The organism is Kitasatospora sp. NPDC089509 (genome assembly GCF_044749365.1).
Taxonomy (GTDB): domain Bacteria; phylum Actinomycetota; class Actinomycetes; order Streptomycetales; family Streptomycetaceae; genus Kitasatospora.
On sequence record NZ_JBIVHS010000002.1, the window covers coordinates 518,390 to 534,211 of the forward strand.

A 15,822-nucleotide genomic window follows, 5' to 3' on the forward strand; every position below is an offset into this window, starting at 1 on the left:
GTCGGAGGAGTGTTCGCAGGTCAGGGCCTTTGGTCCCACCCGTTCGGCCCCTTGGCCCCTGGCGGTTCGTCCGGCCGGAGGCCATCCTGCGGGTACCGGCCGGGACGATCCGCGCCCGATCAGACCAGCATCGTTGGACGAGGTGAACCGGCGTGCGGCATGCCACCGTCGAAACTGTGATGACCACTCCCGTGGTCCGGATCGCGCCCGAGACCGGCTTCCGGGAGATCGTCGCGCTGCTGACCGAGTACGACATCACCGGAGTGCCGGTGGTGGACCCGGAGGGGCGCCCGCTCGGGCTGGTGTCGGAGGCGGACCTGCTGCGCACGCTGGCCGCCCAGGAGGACCCGGGCAGTCTGCTCCCGGCGCCGGAGTCCGCGCAGGCCGGGCCGGGCGGCGAGGTCACGGCGGCGGAGCTGATGACCGCCCAGCCGGTGTGCACCACGCCCGACAGCAGCGTGGTCGCGGCGGCCCGGCTGATGAGCCGGCACGGGCTGAAGCGGCTGCCGGTGCTGGACGAGGAGGGGCGGGTGATCGGCATGGTGAGCCGGGGCGACCTGCTGCGGGTGTTCCTGCGCGAGGACCGGATCATCCGGCGGGAGATCGTCGAGGAGGTGCTCGGCCGGATCGACGGGGTCAGCCCGGCGGAGATCGGCGTGGAGGTCGACCAGGGCCGGGTGGTGCTCAGCGGCACCGTCCCCGAGGCGCACCTGGTGCCGATCGTGCTCAACCTGTGCCGCTCGGTGGACGGGGTGGTCTCGGTGACCGACCGGCTCCAGGCGGGGGACGCCACCTCCCCGGTCGGCTGAGCGCGGGCGTCACGGAACCGCGGACGCGAGCAGCCCGATCGGGAACCTGTGCACGGCTTCTCCGCTCGCGTCCGCTCCCGCTCAGCAGGTCCTGTCCGGGTGGTCATGGGTGATGGCGCAGATCATCGCCGCGGCCCGGCCGTTGTGCGGGTACCTGCGTCCGAGCTCCTCCTTGAACTCCTTCCACTGGCGCTCGATGTCCTTGACGGCGAGGTCGTGGGCGTGGTCGAAGTTGTGGTCGACGGTCGACCGCGGGCTGTCCTTGGTGTCCTTGTTCAGCACCCCGTCGTGGGTGACGCGGTTCGCGCAGTCGGAGACCCTGCCGCTGTGGTCGCGGTCCGGGTAGCAGCCGGTCGCCAGGTCGTGCGGGATGTGGCCGGTGGCGTCCTTGACCCAGTCCGCGCGGCTCATGCCGCTGTAGCGGCTGATGGAGAAGAACGCGGGCAGGTCGGTCCGGCCGAGCCCGGGCGGGTTCTTGACGCCGACGGCCCCCGGGCCGGTCCGGTCGACCCAGTTGCTGTGGGCGTAGAAGTCCTCGATCTGGTGCCAGCCGCGGCCCAGGTCCTCCAGCACCTCGCACTTGGCCCGTCCCGGGCGGTCGTTCCACGTGCAGGCCGGGGAGATGGCGGTCTGGGCGCCGACCACGTGCCCGTTCGCGTCGACCAGCCGGTCCGCGGCGGCGACGGCCCGCTTGACGTGGTCGATCGAGCTCCCGACGCAGTCGATGATCTCGGCGTCGGCCTGCGCGCGGGTGCGGGGGTAGTGGCCGTCGTACCGGGGGTCCAGGTAGTCGGCGTTGTCGCAGTGGAGTTCGCCGATGCCGAAATACTCGCCGTGGTCGTTGGCGACGATCGCGCCCGTGGTGCCGTCCGCCATCGCCGTCAGCGAGGCGGGGTGCCAGCCCCCGGCCCCCAGGGCGGCCCGGGTGATCTGCTCGTGGTTCCCCCCGCTGAAGGCCTGGGCCGGCGTCGCGGTGGCGAGGACGGAACAGAGCAGGGTGAGGCAGGCGGCGCCGGGAGCGAGCAGGCGCTGCCGGCGGGACGCGGAGGTGCGGCTCATGAGGTCTCCGGAGGGTGTGCGGTGGGCAGCCCCGGCGGGCGGGCGACGGGGCACGGCATCCCGTCCGTCCGCGTGCAGGCCAGGGCGAGGTGGTCTGACGGACCGTCAGTACACCTGCGGTTCGTACGCTAGTCGTCGCGCCCGCCGCCCGAAAGGCCGCCCCCTGTGCCGCCGTTCACGCCGTCCTGGGTGTCGCCGGTCCGCCGCGGTGGTGCGGGTCGCGGGAACCCCTTCGCATACTGCGGAGCGTATCGGGTAACTCACTCTGTGTGCCCGGTGGTTCGGACTGCCGGGGCCCCGGAGCATTGCGGAGGCGGCCGTGGCAGTCGTGTTCGACGCGGACTTCACTTCGACCAGGCAGTGGATCGCCGGGCGCAGCAGTGCGTACCCGCGGATGGGACCGACCAACCGGAGCGACCACAAGCTCGACTACCTGAGCCACGACTACTGCCCCGGCGGGGTGTTCAGTGCGGTGCGGCGGCGCACCGGCGGGCTCTGGACGTGCAACCTGCTGACCACCGAGGGCAGTCCGGAGGCCTTCCAGGTGCGGACCGGGGACGCGGTGTCGGCCCAGGTCACGCTGCCCGTCGACTCGGGCGCCTGGCCGGCGATCTGGACCTGGCGGGACGGCGGCAACGAGGTGGACCTCTTCGAGTACCACCCCGACAACCCGGACCTGCTGGAGATCTCCAACCACGTGCGGGGCGGCTTCCGCTACTGGCACGGCGGCGCCGCCGGGATCGGCCTGGGCGCGAGCTTCGCCCTGCGGGTGGTGCTCGGCGCGCACTCGGTGGACTGGTACGTCGAGGACGAGCTGGTCTACGCGGACCTGCACGGGGTCGGGCCCGGCTGGCACGCCTACCTGATCGTCAACCTGTCGGTGGCGGACGGGACGTACCACGACCGGCCGGCCTTCGACGGGCCGGACCGGCTGAGCTGGGTCTGCGACAGCCTGACGGTCGAGCGCTGACCCGACCGGTCCGGCTTCGGTCGGGTTCGGTCGGGTTCAGTCCGACCGCAGGGTGTGCAGGGCTTCGAAGGTGCGACGGGGCCGGGCTACGGCGCGTAGGTGGCGGTGATCGGGCCGCCCCGGTTGGAGCGCTGGAACCAGACCGTCCGGCGGTGCGGTCCGATGTGGGCGGGGTCGGTGACGTACAGGTCGTCGTGCGGGGCGCGTTCGTTGCCGGGGGCCAGGGCGGCGTCCACGGCCCGGTCGGCGAGGGTGCGCAGCAGGGCGGCGGCGGTGGCCTCGGCGGCGCTGGGGGCGATGGCGAGGGCGGCCAGTTCGGCCCAGAGGGCGGTGGACACGTAGGCGATCGGGGAGTGGCCGAGGGCCGGCACCGGGCGTCCGTCGGGGTGGCGGTGGAGCAGTCCGGCCGCGACGAGCTGCTCGGGGGAGCGGTGGTCGTCGGGCTGGTGGTGGCTCATGGGCCGAAACGCTACCCCGGCCGGCGGGGCCGGGTTCGCAGGAACGTTTTCTCAGTCTTTCTTCACGGCCCTCCTCGGCCCTCTGGCCGGTCGCGGGCGCACGATGGTGATAAGGCGCTGACCTCGGCGGGCCCGGCGGGCCGGAGGAGGAGGACCTGATGAGGTACTGGCATGGGCACGGCTACGGGCCCGGTCACGGACCGGGCGGCTGGGGCCTCGCGGTGATGGCGATCGTCTCGCTGCTCGTGGTGGTGGTGCTGGTGCTCCTGGCCATCGCCCTGTTCCGGTACATCTCCCGTTCGCGGCGGCCGATCCCGCATACCCCCGGTGCCGCGGGCGTCGCGGGCGCCGGGCCGGGCGGGACGCACGGGTGGGGGCACGGGCCGACCCCGGAGCAGGTGCTCGCGGACCGGTTCGCGCGGGGCGAGATCGACGCGGCGGAGTACCGGCACCGGCTGGAGACGCTGCGCTCGCCGGGCGGTGGGCCGGGAGGCGATTCGAGTGAGCCGGGCGGTGGCTGACCGGGGCTGACCAAGGGAGACGGGTGGGGCCCGCCGCACGTGGGGTGCGGCGGGCCCCCGTCGTCCGGGCCTATTCGACGATCAGCTCGACCGGGATGTTGCCCCGGGTGGCGCGGGAGTACGGGCAGACCTCGTGCGCCTGCTTGACCAGCAGCTCGCCGGTCTCGCCCGCGAGCGAGTCGGGCAGCTCGACGCGCAGCACGACGGCCAGGCCGAAGCCGGCGCCGTCCTTGCCGATGGAGACCTCGGCGGTCACCGAGGCCTCGCCGGTGTCCACCTTGGCCTGCCGGCCGACCAGGCCGAGGGCGCTGGCGAAGCAGGCGGCGTAACCGGCCGCGAACAGCTGCTCGGGGTTGGTGCCCTGGCCGCTGCCACCGAGCGCGGGCGGCATCGCCAGGGGGAGGTCCAGCCGGCCGTCCGAGCTGACGGCGCGGCCCTCGCGGCCGTTGGCGGTGGCGGCGGCGGTGTAGATCGCGTCCATGGTGGGTCCCTTCGTGAGGCGCGGTCCGTGGTGCGGACGTGGAGCGCGCGGAGGCGGGCGAAGTCGCGGTGGGTCGGCGGCTGCCGCGCCCTTCCGGGTGGTCCGGCTGCCGACCGCTCCATAAGTAGAGCACGCCATTCAATTGCGCACAACTCAATCGTGTGACTTCGATCGGTACCATGGGGTCATGACCACGCCCCCCGGCATGGCGGACGAGCAACTGCTCCGCCTGGACCAGCAGATCTGCTTCTCGCTCAACGCCGCCGCGCGCTCCTTCGGCGGCGTCTACCGGGTCCTGCTCCGGGACCTCGGGCTCACCTATCCGCAGTACCTGGTGATGCTGGTGCTGTGGGAGGACGGCGACCTGCCCGTCAAGCGGATCGGCGAGCGGCTGCGCCTCGACTCCGGCACCCTCTCCCCGCTGCTCAAGCGGCTGGAGGCGGCCGGGCTGGTGCGCCGCGAGCGCAGCCCGGAGGACGAGCGCTCGGTCACCGTCAGCCTCACCGCCGAGGGGTCGGCGCTGCGCGCGCGGGCCGGCCAGGTGCCGCGCCGACTGCTCGCGGCCACCGGGCTGCCGGTCGAGGACCTCGCCGCGCTGCGGGTGCTGCTGGAGCGGGTGACCGGCGCGCTGGACTCGGCGCAGGTGGAACCGGCCCCGTAGGGCCGCCGGTTCCCGCGGAGTGGGCGCCGTAGGGCCACCGGTTCCCGCGGAGTGGGCGTCGGGCTTGTCAAGCCCGACGCCCGGTCAAGTGTGATCTGGGTCACTCCTTGACGGCCGGGTGGTCGCCCCTGCCCTCGAACGGGCAGGTCAGCGGGGTTGTTCGAAAGTGAACGGAAACGTTTCCAATTGTCCGCCCGATCCGGTCAACAACCCGGCCCTTCCGGACGGTTACACCACGAGCCCGCAAAGGGCCGTCGGCGTGCCACCCGGTGGGCCGGCCAGCTGACCCAGGAAGGGGGCGCGTGTGGACACTCCCGGGCCGGGCGAGGAGCGGAGCCTGCGGGCGGACCCGCTCGACGACCTGCCGAACGACTTCGAGGCGTTCTTCACCCGTGAGAACACCGGCTACCTCCGCTACGCCCAGCAGCGGCTGCGCCACCGCGAGGACGCCCAGGACGCGGTGCAGAACGCCGGTACCACGCTCTACCGGAACTGGCGCCGCGCCCTGGCCAGCGAGGACCCGCAGGCCTTCGCCTTCAAGATCGTCAAGGATGCGGTGGTCGACGTGCTGCGCGAACGCCGGCGCACCGAGCGCAAACGGCTGCGGGTGATCGCCCAGCGCCGCCCCGACACCAGCCAGGACGAGCTGGAGGAACTCGCCGAACTGGACGCCCTGGACTGGGCCATGGACGAGCTGGCCCGTGCCGCGCCGGTCCAGGCCGACGTGGTCCGGCTGCGCCAGGCGGGCCTGTCCTACCCCGACATCGGCCGGACCCTCGGCATCGCGCACACCACCGCCCGCACCTACTACAGCCTCGGGCGGCGCCACCTGGAGTACCTGCTGGAACATCCGGACGACGGGCGGGCGACATGAGGGTCACCGAACTGCTGCGCGCGCACGCCGCCGAGCTGGACCAGGACTTCCCCGGCCACGACCCGGCGGACTTCACCCGCCGACTGGCCGAGCGGCTGGTCGCCGCCCGGCGGGCCGCCCCGACCGGGCGCGAGCGTCCGGCCCGGCCGCCCGCCGTCGCCCGGCCGCCGCACGCCCCGGCGGCCGGTGACCACGCCCGGACCGGGGGCCGGTCCGAACTCCGGCGCGACCTGCGCCACCTGTGTGCCGGGGTGGCGGGCGCGGTGGAACCCGGCGAACTGGCCCTGGACCTCGAACTCGCCGAGAAGGCCGCCTTCCGGACCCTCGGCTGCCTGCTCTACGGCCTGGGCCGCACGGCCGACGGGGTCTTCTGGTGGCGGATCGCCGCCCAGTACGGGGACCCGCTGGCCGTCCACTGCCTGGCGGTGCACTACGCCGCCGAGGGCGAGCGGCACGACGCGGCGCGCTGGGCCGCCGAGGCCGAGGACCTCAGCGGTCCGGGCCGGCTTCCGGAGGTCGCCCCGGCGGCCCGGCCGGGGCGGGTCGCCGAACTGGCCCGGCTGCTCGCGGAGGGGTACGACGGGGAGATCCTGCTGACCCTCCAGGGAGCGGTGGCGGCCCGGCCCGGGGCCGATCCGGGGCGGTTGGGCGTGCGGGCGGTGCGGGGGCGGGGGGTGGTGCGGATCCGCTGAGGGGGCGGGCCGGTCCGGATGGCGCCGGTCGGGTGAGTCCGGTCAGCTGAGGCCGGTCAGGGCGCTGCCGAGGTAGTCGGCGCCGAGCACCAGCGGGACGGCGGTGGTGATCGCCGCGTGGTGCGCGGCCGCCCAGGCGCGCCACTCGCCCAGGGCGTGGACCGAACGGTCGGCGCCGCGCAGCCGGACGGCCAGCGGCAGGAGGGTGCCCAGTGAGCCGATCAGCACCAGCAGGGCGGCGGCCAGGGCCCTCGCCCCGGGGCCGGACGGTGCGGCGGCGATCGAGGCGGCCCCGCCGACGGCTGCGAGCAGGGTGCGGGGACGGGCCACCACCAGGGCCGCGGCGAGCCCCGCCGACCGGGCCGGGGTGAGACGGTCGATCCCCAGCAGCCAGGTCGGCGGCGCGGTGACGTGTCCGGGGCGGGGGCGGTCGCGCCACTGCCGGGCGGCCAGCAGGACCAGCGCGGCGCCGAGGCCGAGCTTCAGCCAGTCCGCCCAGGTCGGTCGCCCGCCCGTCGGGGCCAGTGCGCCGCCCGCCACCAGCACGAGCGCCGTGACCGCCGCCAGGCCGAACACCCAGCCGGCCGTGAAGGCCACCCCGTTGGCCCGGCCGCGCGGCGGGGCGAGGATCAGCAGCACGGCGATCAGCGGCAGCGGGCTGAGTGCGACCGCCACCGCCGAGGCCAGCATCGGGCCGATCGCCTCACCCATCCCCGGACCTGCCTTCCCGTCGCCGGGTGCCGTCCGCCATTCAGCTACCGCCGGGGGCGGAGCGCACGGCCGGCTCCGCCGTTCGGGTGACGTGTGGGTGGAGGGAGAGACGGCCGGGGGCCGCCGCACCACGACGGTGCGACGGCCCCCGGCCCGGACGAGTCGGTCGGCGCCCGGTCAGTCGGTGCCGGACTCCATCGCCGCGAGGTCGAGCGCGGTGGGCTCCGCCTCGTGGCCGCTGCCCGCGGCGATCGGCGCGGCGCCGCCCGGGGAGAGCTCGCCGATCAGACCGCTCCACTGCGCCAGCTGGCCGTGACCCGCGTACTGCTCCAGCTTGCTGCGGGAGTCGGCGATGTCCAGGTTGCGCATGGTCAGCTGGCCGATCCGGTCGTCCGGGACGAAGGCGGCGTCGACGCTGCGCTCCATCGACAGCTTCTCCGGGTGGTAGCTGAAGTTCGGGCCCTGGGTGTCGATCACCGAGTAGTCCTGGCCGCGCCGCAGCCGGAGCGTGACGTTGCCGGTGACGGCCTGGCCGACCCACTTCTGGAGGCTGTCGCGGAGCATCAGCGCCTGCGGGTCGAACCAGCGGCCCTCGTACATCAGCCGACCGAGGCGCCGGCCCTGGGTGTGGTAGGTGGCGGTGGTGTCCTCGTTGTGGATCGCGTTCAGGAGGCGCTCGTAGGCGATGTGCAGCAGCGCCATGCCCGGGGCCTCGTAGATGCCGCGGCTCTTGGCCTCGATGATCCGGTTCTCGATCTGGTCCGACATGCCGAGGCCGTGCCGGCCGCCGATCAGGTTGGCCTCGTGCACCAGCGCGACGGCGTCGCCGAACTCACGGCCGTTGATCCGGACCGGCCGGCCGAACTCGAAGTCGACGGTGACGTCCTCGGTCTGGATCTCCACGGCCGGGTCCCAGAAGGCGACGCCCATGATCGGGGCGACGATCTCCATCGAGGTGTCCAGGTACTCCAGCCGCTTGGCCTCGTGGGTGGCGCCCCAGATGTTGGCGTCGGTGGAGTAGGCCTTCTCGGCGGAGTCCCGGTAGGGCAGGTCGCGCTCGGCCAGCCACTCGGACATCTCCTTGCGGCCGCCGAGCTGGTCGACGAAGTCCTGGTCCAGCCACGGCTTGTAGATCCGCAGGTTGGGGTTGGCCAGCAGGCCGTAGCGGTAGAACCGCTCGATGTCGTTGCCCTTGTAGGTGGAACCGTCGCCCCAGATGGAGACGCCGTCCTCCTGCATGGCCCGGACCAGCAGGGTGCCGGTCACGGCGCGGCCGAGCGGGGTGGTGTTGAAGTAGGTCTGCCCGGCGGAGCGGATGTGGAAGGCGCCGCAGGCCAGGGCGGCCAGGCCCTCCTCGACCAGCGGTGCCCGGCAGTCGATCAGGCGGGCCTGCTCGGCGCCGTAGGCACGGCCACGGGCCGGGACGTCGGCGAGGTTCGGCTCGTCGTACTGGCCGATGTCGGCCGTGTAGGCGTACGGGACGGCACCGTGCTCGCGCATCCACGCGACCGCCACGGAGGTGTCCAACCCGCCGGAGAATGCGATGCCGATCCGTTCACCGACCGGCAGCTTGCTCAAGACCTTCGACATGATTGCACCCTTGACCCACCCGCTCGTGCGGGCTCCTGATTTAGCGACGTGTGAGGGGGTTCGGTCTGTTTCATCCGATGCCCGCACTCTGGCATACATTTGCAGAGTACCGCAAGAGCATACGAACGCGTTGGCCGGGGTGGTGGCTGCCGGCGGCGGCCCCGGGGGAGCCTGTCGGGCGTCAACTCCATTGGCCGGGGCCGGATTTGCGGCGGCGCCCGGGCGGGGTTTCGGTGGGGGACGCGACGGGCCGGGCTCCCGGGGGAGTCCGGCCCTGAAGGCGGCGACTGGTCGTGCGGGGGTCAGGAGTTGCGGGGGTGAGGAGTTGTGGCGGTCGGGAGTTGCGGCGGTCGGGACCTACGGGGGTCAGGCCTTGCGGCCGACGCCCGCGTACATCCAGCGGGTGGAGCCCGCGGTCGACCCGTCCGGGCGCCAGAGCGGGACGAAGTCCACGCCCGGTTCCACCGGCTCCCAGCCCGCGAGGAACGCCTCCACCTCGGCGCGGCCGCGGAGCCGGATGTGCGTGTCGGTGTCGTCCCAGGTCTTGGCGACCTCGGCGGCACGCTGCGGGTTGCCCTCGGCGGTGCTGTGCGAGAGCAGCAGGTAGCTGCCCGGGGCGAGCCGCTCGTGGACGGCCCGGACGGCCGCGGCGGCCTGGTCGTCGTCGAGGAAGTGCAGCACGGCGACCAGCAGTACGGCGACCGGCCGGGACAGGTCGATCAGCTCGCGCAGGGCGGGCCGGTCGAGCAGCTCGTCGAGGTCGCGCAGATCGCCGGTCAGCACGGTCGTGGAGTGGTTGTCCGCGAGCAGCGCCCGGCCGTGGGCGAGCACGATCGGGTCGTTGTCGATGTAGACCACCCGGGAGTCCGGGGCCAGCTCCTGGGCGACCTCGTGCACATTGCCCCGGGCGGGCAGGCCGGAGCCGATGTCGATGAACTGGCGGACCCCGGCGTCCACGCAGTGCCGGACGGCGCGGCGGAGGAAGGCGCGGTTCTCCCGAGCGGCCTGCGGGATGTCGGGCGCGGCGGCGATCGCGTGCTCGGCGGCGGCCCGGTCCGGCGGGAAGTTGTCCTTGCCGCCCAGCCAGTAGTCGTAGATCCGGGCCGGGTGGGGCCGGTGGGTCTGCAGCATCACCGGGTCCACGGAGCCGACCGGGGTGGTCGCCCCCGTCGCCTCCGTCGTACCGGTCGCGTCCGCCGCGTCCGCCGGGTCCGTGGTGTGGTCGAGCTCGGGCATCGGGTCCCCTCCGTTGGCCTGATCAACGGTCATCGACTGCTGACCGGAAGCCGGTTGATCACTTTCGCATCGTACCCGGCCCACCCGATTGGACGATCATCACCCTGCCCGCGGTTCACTACGCCGCCGGGCGCGTTCGCGCAGCCACGGTGTGTGGGCGGCGAGGGTGCCGAGTCCGAGGGCCACCAGGTGTCCGGCGTCGGCCAGTTGCTGGTCCGCCGCCCAGGCCCCGGCCAGCGCGAGCGCGAGGGCGGGCAGGCCGTACCGGCGCAGCCGGGGCGGGCCCAGGGCGAGCAGGCAGCCGACGGTGGCGACCAGCCCGTAGCTGATCCCGACGTCCCGCTCCCGGGACAGCGCGCCGGGGATCCGGGCGGTCAGCATCACCCACATGGCACCCTCGGTGATCAGGGTGGCGCCCAGGTGCCCGAAGACGAAGACCGCGCCGGCCCGGGCCGGGCCCCAGCGCCACTCGGCCAGGCCCAGGGCGAGGGCGACGGCGGCGATGCCGGCCCAGGCCGGGACCCCGTCGACCACCAGGCCGCTGGTGAACAGCGTCCACCACTTGCCCACCTCCATGTGGTGGACGTTGCTGCTGTTGTGGCGGACGAAGCGGGCCCGCCCGGCGTGGCCCTGGCTGGCGAGCCAGGAGGCCGTGAGGGTCAGCAGGAGGACGTAGACGCCGGTGAGCCGCAGGCGCAGGGCGGTTCTGCGGGTGCTCGACCGGAGGGCGGCCGTTCTGGACACCGGCTGCCGGGTGGTGGCGGTGTCGGTCGGTTTCGTCGCCCCGAGGCGGTCCGTCATCGTGGGTGGCGCCTTCGCTCTGCGGTTCCAGGTGCGGTTCCAGGTGCCCGGCGGCTCGATGGGCGGCCGGACAGCCAGCCTACGACAGTCCGGGGCCTCGGCCCTGTCGACCGAGGCCGGGGTGGGACGGGCGGAGCGGGGGCGGGGTGGGACCGGGGTGCGGTGGGGCCGGGTGCGGTGGGGCCGGGCGGGGCGGTCACCCGAACGGGTCGTGGCGGCGGCGGGGGGCCATCGCGCCGGGCGAGGGTGAGGGCGAGAGGGAGGGCGAGGGGACCGTCGAGGAGGCGCCGATGACCGGCAGCACCACCGGGGTGCCGGTGCCGCAGGAGCACCGGCGGCCGTGGTGGGCGCGCGCGGCCCGCGCGGTGTGGCGTTACGTCCGACGTGCCCCCGGCAGCTACCTCTGGCTGGCGATCCTGCTGGTCACCACCCAGGTGATCCGGCACGTCGACCCCGCGACGGCCGAGCGGATCCTGCAGCGCCGCTCGACCAACCTGCACCACCTCCAGGTCTCGCCGATCCGGGTGCTGGCGACCAGCGCGCTGTGGATCGACGGCGGCTGGCCGACCTACTTCGTGCTGTACAACCTCTTCCACGTGCCCGCCGAGCGCTGGCTGGGCACGCTGCGCTGGCTCTCGGTGGCGGTGCTGGCGCACGTCGGCGCGACCTACCTCAGCGAGGGCGTGCTCGGCTGGGCCATCCACCGCGGACTGGCCGCGCCGAAGGCGGTCTTCACGCTCGACTACGGCGTGAGCTACGCCCTGGCCGGGGTGGTCGCGGTGCTCACCTACCTGATCGTCCGGCCGTGGCGGTACCTGTACGCGGCGGGGGTGCTGGCCGTGTACGTCCTGGGGGTCCACCAGAGCCGGGACTACACCAGCGTCGGCCATCTGAGTGCGGCGCTGATCGGGTTCGCCTGCTACCCGATCACCCGGGACCGGCCGGGGTCCTTCGACCCGGTCGCCGCGGCGCGGGCGCTGCGGCGGCGGCCGGCCGGACGGTGACCGGCGTTTCGGGCCCCGGCCGGTCGGCGGGGTCGGTTCCGTGCGTCAGATCCACGGGGCCTTGCGGCCGCAGGTCGTCGGCCAGTCCGGGCCGGGGACGTTGGCGCACCACAGCTGGAGGTCGTCGGGGCCGGTGTCCCGTACGGTCAGGTTCTGGTTGATGCCGGCACAGGTGGCGACGGGCGAGTACCGGGGGCAGTGGCCGGTGGCGTCCTTGAGCAGGTGCGCACGCCGGGCGTCCAGGCCCATGTCCAGGACGCCCGGGTCGGTGGTCGGCATGTAGCGGTTGGCCGACCAGGAGCCGGCCATGGCGGCGAACAGGGCGATCGCGCAGACTCCGCCGGCGGTCATCCGGCGGATCGTCAGGAGGCTCGGTCCGCCGGATGTGCCGGGCGTGCCGGGCGTGCCGGGTGTGCCGCTGCCGGGGCGTGACAGCGTCCGGCTCCAGGCGGTCACGCGCTGGGCGGCCAGCATCAGGCCGAGTACCGCCAGCACGATCAGGCAGTACATGATGATCCAGGTCGTCCGCGGGTAGAGCTGCACCGCCTGGGTGCGCTCCAGCTGTGAGGCGAACCAGAAGCGGAGGAGCCAGGAACTGACCAGGACGGCGGTGACGGTCCGCACCAGGATGCCGCCCGAGCCGAGGCCGATCGCGAGTGCGGCCGCCGCGAGGACGAGCAGGGTGAAGGCGCTCTGCCCGGCCAACTCGCCGCTCAGGGGCCAGTTGTGGTACGTCTGCGTGCCGGGGCGATCGGACATCCAGCCCATCACGTAGGCGGGATCGACGTAGACCGTGATCATCGCGTAGCGGTCCTTGGTGGTCGCACCGAGCCGGACCAGCTGGTAGAGCAGCGGCGCGCCGACCAGCGCGGCGCTCGCCGCGGCCACCGCCAGGAAGAGCAGGGCCCGCTTCAGGCGCGCCGCGCCCTTCCGCCAGGGCAGCACGGATCCCGCCAGGACGAGCACACCCGGTGCGGCCCAGACGAACCAACCGGAGTACCAGAGGAACAGCAGGCCGATCGAGGCCCCGAGGGCGGTCGCCCGTGCCACGGCCGAGCGGGCCGACAGCTCGTGGGACCGGCGCAGTTCGCGGAAGCCGACGGCCAGGACCGGCAGCATGACCAGCATGGCGCCGTGGCTGTAGGGGCGGATCGGGTCGATGAAGAGCACCGCGGAGGGCACCGCGACGAGCAGGGCCCAGAAGGGGCGGAGCAGCAGCCGCCATGCCAGGTAGGTCATCGGGCCGGCCACGGCGGTGCACAGCACCTGGAGGTCCTTCATGGCGAACGCGACGCCGGCGACGCCGCCGTGGGCGCCGTGGAACAGCTTGCCCCACCCGACCAACAGGGCCGGGAAGAGCGGCGGGTAGACGCCCGGTAGGCCCTTGCCGCGGATCATGTCGTCGGCCATGCCCATCACGTTGCCCGGGTCGCCCTCCTGGCCTCCGAGGCCCCACGGGGTCCCGTTCAGCGCCACGACGACACCGCCGGCGACCAGACCGGTCCCGAGTCCCGCGAACACCGCGCAGCCCAGGCGGAGCACCAGCGGGTACCGCCCCGGAGCGGTCCGGTGCGCGACGTACAGCATGGCCGCGAGGACGGGAACGCCGATCACCGCAGCGCGCAGTTGGAGTGCGGCGAGGCCGCTCACCTGGCCGATCCGCACCAGGGGGTTCACGTCGATGCTGCGGGCCCAGAGCATGAAGCAGACGGCGGCGAGCAGGCTGACGACGGCCTCGGCCGGTGCCGTGGAGCGCTGCTGCGGGCCAGGGGTCTCCGCCGGGCCCGGCGGAGACGGGGTGCTCCGCTCGGGGGGCGGCTCGATGCTTCGAGGATCCGCTGGAGCGGCGGTCGGGCAAGTGGTCGCATCAGCCATTCGGTTGTGCTCTTTCGCCGTGCGTCCGCCGCACCCGATCGGAGGCGCCGGACCCGGTCCCCCCACCTGGATGTCGCAGTGGACAACGACGGGCGCGCCCCCGGGTCACGTGGCATCAGGGTGAGGCACCGGGTGGGGCCCGGCGGGGGAGTAGGCGGAGGTCAGGGCGCTCGGGCGATCAAACGGGCGAGGTCGGACCGGGGTGTCCGGGGCCTGGCGTCCTGCTCTGTCGGCCGGCTCACGGCGTCGGGGTCTCCACGGGCGGCGGTTGGGAGGAGTAGCGGGCGACGTAGGCGTTGAAGTGGGCGAGGTGGTAGACGGTGTCCTGGTGGACCAGTTCCATCGGCGGCGGGTCGGACACCAGCGCGTCGATCCGGTCCGGGCCGTCGGTGCGCACCTCCAGCCGGTGGCTGGTGTGGAACGCGGCGAACGCCCGGGCCTGCTCCGCCGTCCACAGCCCGCCGTCCTGCTCGAAGCCCGGCTCCGGGTGGGAGAGGGCGCGCAGCAGCGCGGGGCTGTGGACGGCGCGGACGCGGAAGTTCTCCAGGAAGCGGATCCTGGTGACGAGCGTGACGTAGCGCCGGCCGCCGCCCCGATGCCGCCCGACCACCACGGCGTTGCCGCGCGGGTGCCAGCGCGGCGGGGCGATCCACAGTTTGGCGCCGGGGCCGAAGTGCTTGAGCCCCTGGCGGATCTCCAGCCCGCCCTCGCCGTGCGCGGTCTCCCGGCAGACGTTGGCGACCACGCCGTATCCGAGCGGTTCGCCGGGCTGTTCGTTCGTCATGGCGGCTATCCTCGCGCAGACGTACCGACCCGGAGAACCGGTTTTCGAGGCCAGGGTTCCGGAACCGGAGGGGAGGGGTGGTCCGTGGAAGGGACGGTGGGTGCGGCGGGTGGGGTGGTCCGGCTGCCGGAGGGGTCGTGGTGGGACTGGGACGTGTACTCCTGGACCCCGGGTCGGCTGGTTCTGGCGGCGGGTCACGACCTCTGCTACCACCACGGCCTGGAGCTGGTCTTCGACGACCCGCTGTACGTCCGCTGCCCGGCGGCCTTCGCCGACCCGGTGTTCCGCGAGCCGACGCCCGAGGAACGCCGGCTGGTCGAGCGGCAGTGCGGAGAGGAGCCGGGGGCACTGGTGGCCTTCGAGGCGGACGGCTACGGCGTCGAGCCGACGAGCGGGCTGATCGCGGCCGGTGGCCTGGAGCTGCGGGTCGGATCGGTGGCGAGGTACCGGCCCGGGCGGGAATCCGATGGCAGTGCGGCGCCGCCCCGGCGATGATGCCCGCATGCGCACCTTCGAGGAACTGATCGCCGAGGCCGAGAGCGTGTCCGTGGACGGCTGGGACTTCTCCTGGCTGGAGGGCCGGGCCGTCGAGGAGCGCCCCTCCTGGGGCTACCAGCGGCTGCTGGCCGGGCGGCTGGGTACGGCGGGTGCGGCCCTGGACATCCAGACCGGCGGTGGCGAGGTGCTGGCGGGCGCCCTGCGACTGGGCGGTGGCGGGGGCCGCCCGCCGGTGCTGGCGGCCACCGAGTCCTGGCCTCCCAACCTGGCCCGGGCCACCCGGCTGCTGCAGCCGCTGGGCGCCGTGGTGGTCGCCGACCTGGACGAGCCGCCGCTGCCGTTCGCGGACGAGGCCTTCGACCTGGTCAGCAGTCGGCATCCGGTGCGGGCCTGGTGGACGGAGATCGCCCGGGTGCTGCGGCCCGGCGGCGCGTACGTCGCCCAGCACGTGGGCCCGGCCTCGGTCTTCGAGCTGGTCGAGTACTTCCTCGGACCGCAGCCCGGGGCGCGCGAGGCGCGGCGCCCCGAGGTGGAGGGCGCGCAGGCGCGGGCGGCCGGGCTGGAGGTGGTGGACCTTCGCTCCGAGCGGCTGCGGATGGAGTTCCGCGACATCGGTGCGGTGGTGTACTTCCTGCGCAAGGTGATCTGGATGGTCCCGGGCTTCACCGTCGCCGGTCACCTCGACCGGCTGCGCGAGCTGGACGCCCTGATCCGGGCGGAGGGGCCGTTCGTCGCCCATTCGGCCCGTTTCCTGATCGAGGCGCGGAAGCCGTAGCAGGCGCGGGGTGCCGTCGGGCT

General features: G+C 73.9%; 18 protein-coding genes. 9 read left to right on the plus strand and 9 right to left on the minus strand.

The window, feature by feature from the left end:
• Positions 1 to 179: 179 nt before the first annotated feature.
• Positions 180 to 809 carry a CBS domain-containing protein gene (locus ACIP4P_RS05855; protein WP_400915151.1) on the plus strand — a complete coding sequence of 210 codons (630 nt, stop codon included), beginning with the start codon at positions 180 to 182 and terminating at the stop codon, positions 807 to 809.
• An 81-nt stretch (positions 810 to 890) separates the two neighbouring features.
• On the opposite strand, the gene ACIP4P_RS05860 is transcribed toward ACIP4P_RS05855, so the two are convergent.
• Complete coding sequence (locus ACIP4P_RS05860) at positions 891 to 1,868, minus strand: hypothetical protein (RefSeq protein ID WP_400915153.1); 978 nt, start codon at positions 1,866 to 1,868, stop codon at positions 891 to 893.
• A gap of 319 nt (positions 1,869 to 2,187) precedes the next feature.
• Between ACIP4P_RS05860 and ACIP4P_RS05865 the strand changes: the two genes are divergently transcribed.
• Positions 2,188 to 2,838 carry a beta-glucanase gene (locus ACIP4P_RS05865; protein WP_400915155.1) on the plus strand — a complete coding sequence of 217 codons (651 nt, stop codon included), beginning with the start codon at positions 2,188 to 2,190 and terminating at the stop codon, positions 2,836 to 2,838.
• 86 nt (positions 2,839 to 2,924) lie between these two features.
• Here the strand turns inward: ACIP4P_RS05865 and ACIP4P_RS05870 are convergent, their stop codons facing one another.
• The gene (locus ACIP4P_RS05870; protein WP_400915156.1) at positions 2,925 to 3,296 is read right to left on the minus strand and encodes a hypothetical protein; all 372 of its coding nucleotides are present in this window, start codon (positions 3,294 to 3,296) and stop codon (positions 2,925 to 2,927) included.
• A 158-nt stretch (positions 3,297 to 3,454) separates the two neighbouring features.
• Between ACIP4P_RS05870 and ACIP4P_RS05875 the strand changes: the two genes are divergently transcribed.
• Positions 3,455 to 3,817 (plus strand): hypothetical protein, encoded by a 363-nt coding sequence (locus ACIP4P_RS05875; RefSeq protein ID WP_400915157.1) that lies wholly within the window; start codon positions 3,455 to 3,457, stop codon positions 3,815 to 3,817.
• Between the two features lie 70 nt (positions 3,818 to 3,887).
• Here ACIP4P_RS05875 and ACIP4P_RS05880 read toward each other — a convergent pair whose 3' ends face one another.
• The gene (locus ACIP4P_RS05880; RefSeq protein ID WP_350516798.1) at positions 3,888 to 4,298 is read right to left on the minus strand and encodes an organic hydroperoxide resistance protein; all 411 of its coding nucleotides are present in this window, start codon (positions 4,296 to 4,298) and stop codon (positions 3,888 to 3,890) included.
• Positions 4,299 to 4,485: 187 nt separating this feature from the next.
• Here ACIP4P_RS05880 and ACIP4P_RS05885 point away from each other — a divergent pair, with 187 nt between their 5' ends.
• From ACIP4P_RS05885 to ACIP4P_RS05895, 3 genes are all read left to right on the plus strand, one after another.
• Positions 4,486 to 4,959, plus strand: a complete 474-nt coding sequence (locus tag ACIP4P_RS05885) for a MarR family transcriptional regulator (protein WP_350516799.1) — start codon at positions 4,486 to 4,488, stop codon at positions 4,957 to 4,959.
• A gap of 304 nt (positions 4,960 to 5,263) precedes the next feature.
• Positions 5,264 to 5,833, plus strand: coding sequence for an RNA polymerase sigma factor (locus tag ACIP4P_RS05890; RefSeq protein ID WP_400915160.1), 570 nt, complete (start codon positions 5,264 to 5,266; stop codon positions 5,831 to 5,833).
• Positions 5,830 to 6,525 (plus strand): hypothetical protein, encoded by a 696-nt coding sequence (locus tag ACIP4P_RS05895; protein ID WP_400915161.1) that lies wholly within the window; start codon positions 5,830 to 5,832, stop codon positions 6,523 to 6,525. The genes ACIP4P_RS05890 and ACIP4P_RS05895 overlap by 4 nt, the downstream gene beginning before the upstream one ends.
• Before the next feature lie 42 nt (positions 6,526 to 6,567).
• Here the strand turns inward: ACIP4P_RS05895 and ACIP4P_RS05900 are convergent, their stop codons facing one another.
• The 4 genes from ACIP4P_RS05900 to ACIP4P_RS05915 form a co-directional block, all read right to left on the minus strand.
• Positions 6,568 to 7,236: a GAP family protein gene (locus tag ACIP4P_RS05900; RefSeq protein ID WP_400915162.1), complete on the minus strand. Its 669-nt coding sequence runs from the start codon at positions 7,234 to 7,236 to the stop codon at positions 6,568 to 6,570.
• Between the two features lie 177 nt (positions 7,237 to 7,413).
• On the minus strand, positions 7,414 to 8,826 hold the full coding sequence (gene argG, locus ACIP4P_RS05905; RefSeq protein WP_400915164.1) for an argininosuccinate synthase: 1,413 nt from the start codon (positions 8,824 to 8,826) through the stop codon (positions 7,414 to 7,416).
• 366 nt (positions 8,827 to 9,192) lie between these two features.
• A complete protein-coding gene (locus tag ACIP4P_RS05910; protein WP_400915166.1) occupies positions 9,193 to 10,062 on the minus strand; it encodes an SAM-dependent methyltransferase in 870 nt (289 codons plus the stop codon).
• 99 nt (positions 10,063 to 10,161) lie between these two features.
• A complete protein-coding gene (locus tag ACIP4P_RS05915) occupies positions 10,162 to 10,863 on the minus strand; it encodes a rhomboid-like protein (RefSeq protein WP_400915168.1) in 702 nt (233 codons plus the stop codon).
• A 290-nt stretch (positions 10,864 to 11,153) separates the two neighbouring features.
• Between ACIP4P_RS05915 and ACIP4P_RS05920 the strand changes: the two genes are divergently transcribed.
• Entirely contained in the window at positions 11,154 to 11,867 is a 714-nt protein-coding gene (locus tag ACIP4P_RS05920; RefSeq protein WP_400915170.1) for a rhomboid-like protein, read from the plus strand.
• 45 nt (positions 11,868 to 11,912) lie between these two features.
• Here the strand turns inward: ACIP4P_RS05920 and ACIP4P_RS05925 are convergent, their stop codons facing one another.
• The gene (locus ACIP4P_RS05925) at positions 11,913 to 13,742 is read right to left on the minus strand and encodes a hypothetical protein (protein ID WP_400915172.1); all 1,830 of its coding nucleotides are present in this window, start codon (positions 13,740 to 13,742) and stop codon (positions 11,913 to 11,915) included.
• A 238-nt stretch (positions 13,743 to 13,980) separates the two neighbouring features.
• A complete protein-coding gene (locus tag ACIP4P_RS05930) occupies positions 13,981 to 14,526 on the minus strand; it encodes a hypothetical protein (protein ID WP_400915174.1) in 546 nt (181 codons plus the stop codon).
• Between the two features lie 84 nt (positions 14,527 to 14,610).
• On the opposite strand from ACIP4P_RS05930, the gene ACIP4P_RS05935 reads away from it, so the two are divergent.
• Together ACIP4P_RS05935 and ACIP4P_RS05940 are read left to right on the plus strand one after the other, a co-directional pair.
• Positions 14,611 to 15,021: a hypothetical protein gene (locus tag ACIP4P_RS05935; RefSeq protein WP_400915176.1), complete on the plus strand. Its 411-nt coding sequence runs from the start codon at positions 14,611 to 14,613 to the stop codon at positions 15,019 to 15,021.
• Positions 15,022 to 15,028: 7 nt separating this feature from the next.
• Positions 15,029 to 15,799 carry a methyltransferase domain-containing protein gene (locus ACIP4P_RS05940; protein ID WP_400915177.1) on the plus strand — a complete coding sequence of 257 codons (771 nt, stop codon included), beginning with the start codon at positions 15,029 to 15,031 and terminating at the stop codon, positions 15,797 to 15,799.
• Positions 15,800 to 15,822 lie beyond the last annotated feature (23 nt).

What these genes read in the sequence shown, in the direction of transcription:
- ACIP4P_RS05875 (WP_400915157.1), top strand. Translation starts at nt 3,455, where the DNA reads ATGAGGTACTGGCATGGGCACGGCTACGGGCCCGGTCACGGACCGGGC.
- ACIP4P_RS05910 (WP_400915166.1), bottom strand. Translation starts at nt 10,062, where the DNA reads ATGCCCGAGCTCGACCACACCACGGACCCGGCGGACGCGGCGGACGCG.
- ACIP4P_RS05920 (WP_400915170.1), top strand. Translation starts at nt 11,154, where the DNA reads ATGACCGGCAGCACCACCGGGGTGCCGGTGCCGCAGGAGCACCGGCGG.
- ACIP4P_RS05880 (WP_350516798.1), bottom strand. Translation starts at nt 4,298, where the DNA reads ATGGACGCGATCTACACCGCCGCCGCCACCGCCAACGGCCGCGAGGGC.
- ACIP4P_RS05855 (WP_400915151.1), top strand. Translation starts at nt 180, where the DNA reads ATGACCACTCCCGTGGTCCGGATCGCGCCCGAGACCGGCTTCCGGGAG.
- ACIP4P_RS05930 (WP_400915174.1), bottom strand. Translation starts at nt 14,526, where the DNA reads ATGACGAACGAACAGCCCGGCGAACCGCTCGGATACGGCGTGGTCGCC.
- ACIP4P_RS05940 (WP_400915177.1), top strand. Translation starts at nt 15,029, where the DNA reads ATGCGCACCTTCGAGGAACTGATCGCCGAGGCCGAGAGCGTGTCCGTG.
- ACIP4P_RS05895 (WP_400915161.1), top strand. Translation starts at nt 5,830, where the DNA reads ATGAGGGTCACCGAACTGCTGCGCGCGCACGCCGCCGAGCTGGACCAG.
- ACIP4P_RS05900 (WP_400915162.1), bottom strand. Translation starts at nt 7,236, where the DNA reads ATGGGTGAGGCGATCGGCCCGATGCTGGCCTCGGCGGTGGCGGTCGCA.
- ACIP4P_RS05925 (WP_400915172.1), bottom strand. Translation starts at nt 13,742, where the DNA reads ATGGCTGATGCGACCACTTGCCCGACCGCCGCTCCAGCGGATCCTCGA.
- ACIP4P_RS05915 (WP_400915168.1), bottom strand. Translation starts at nt 10,863, where the DNA reads ATGACGGACCGCCTCGGGGCGACGAAACCGACCGACACCGCCACCACC.
- ACIP4P_RS05860 (WP_400915153.1), bottom strand. Translation starts at nt 1,868, where the DNA reads ATGAGCCGCACCTCCGCGTCCCGCCGGCAGCGCCTGCTCGCTCCCGGC.
- ACIP4P_RS05870 (WP_400915156.1), bottom strand. Translation starts at nt 3,296, where the DNA reads ATGAGCCACCACCAGCCCGACGACCACCGCTCCCCCGAGCAGCTCGTC.
- argG (WP_400915164.1), bottom strand. Translation starts at nt 8,826, where the DNA reads ATGTCGAAGGTCTTGAGCAAGCTGCCGGTCGGTGAACGGATCGGCATC.
- ACIP4P_RS05885 (WP_350516799.1), top strand. Translation starts at nt 4,486, where the DNA reads ATGACCACGCCCCCCGGCATGGCGGACGAGCAACTGCTCCGCCTGGAC.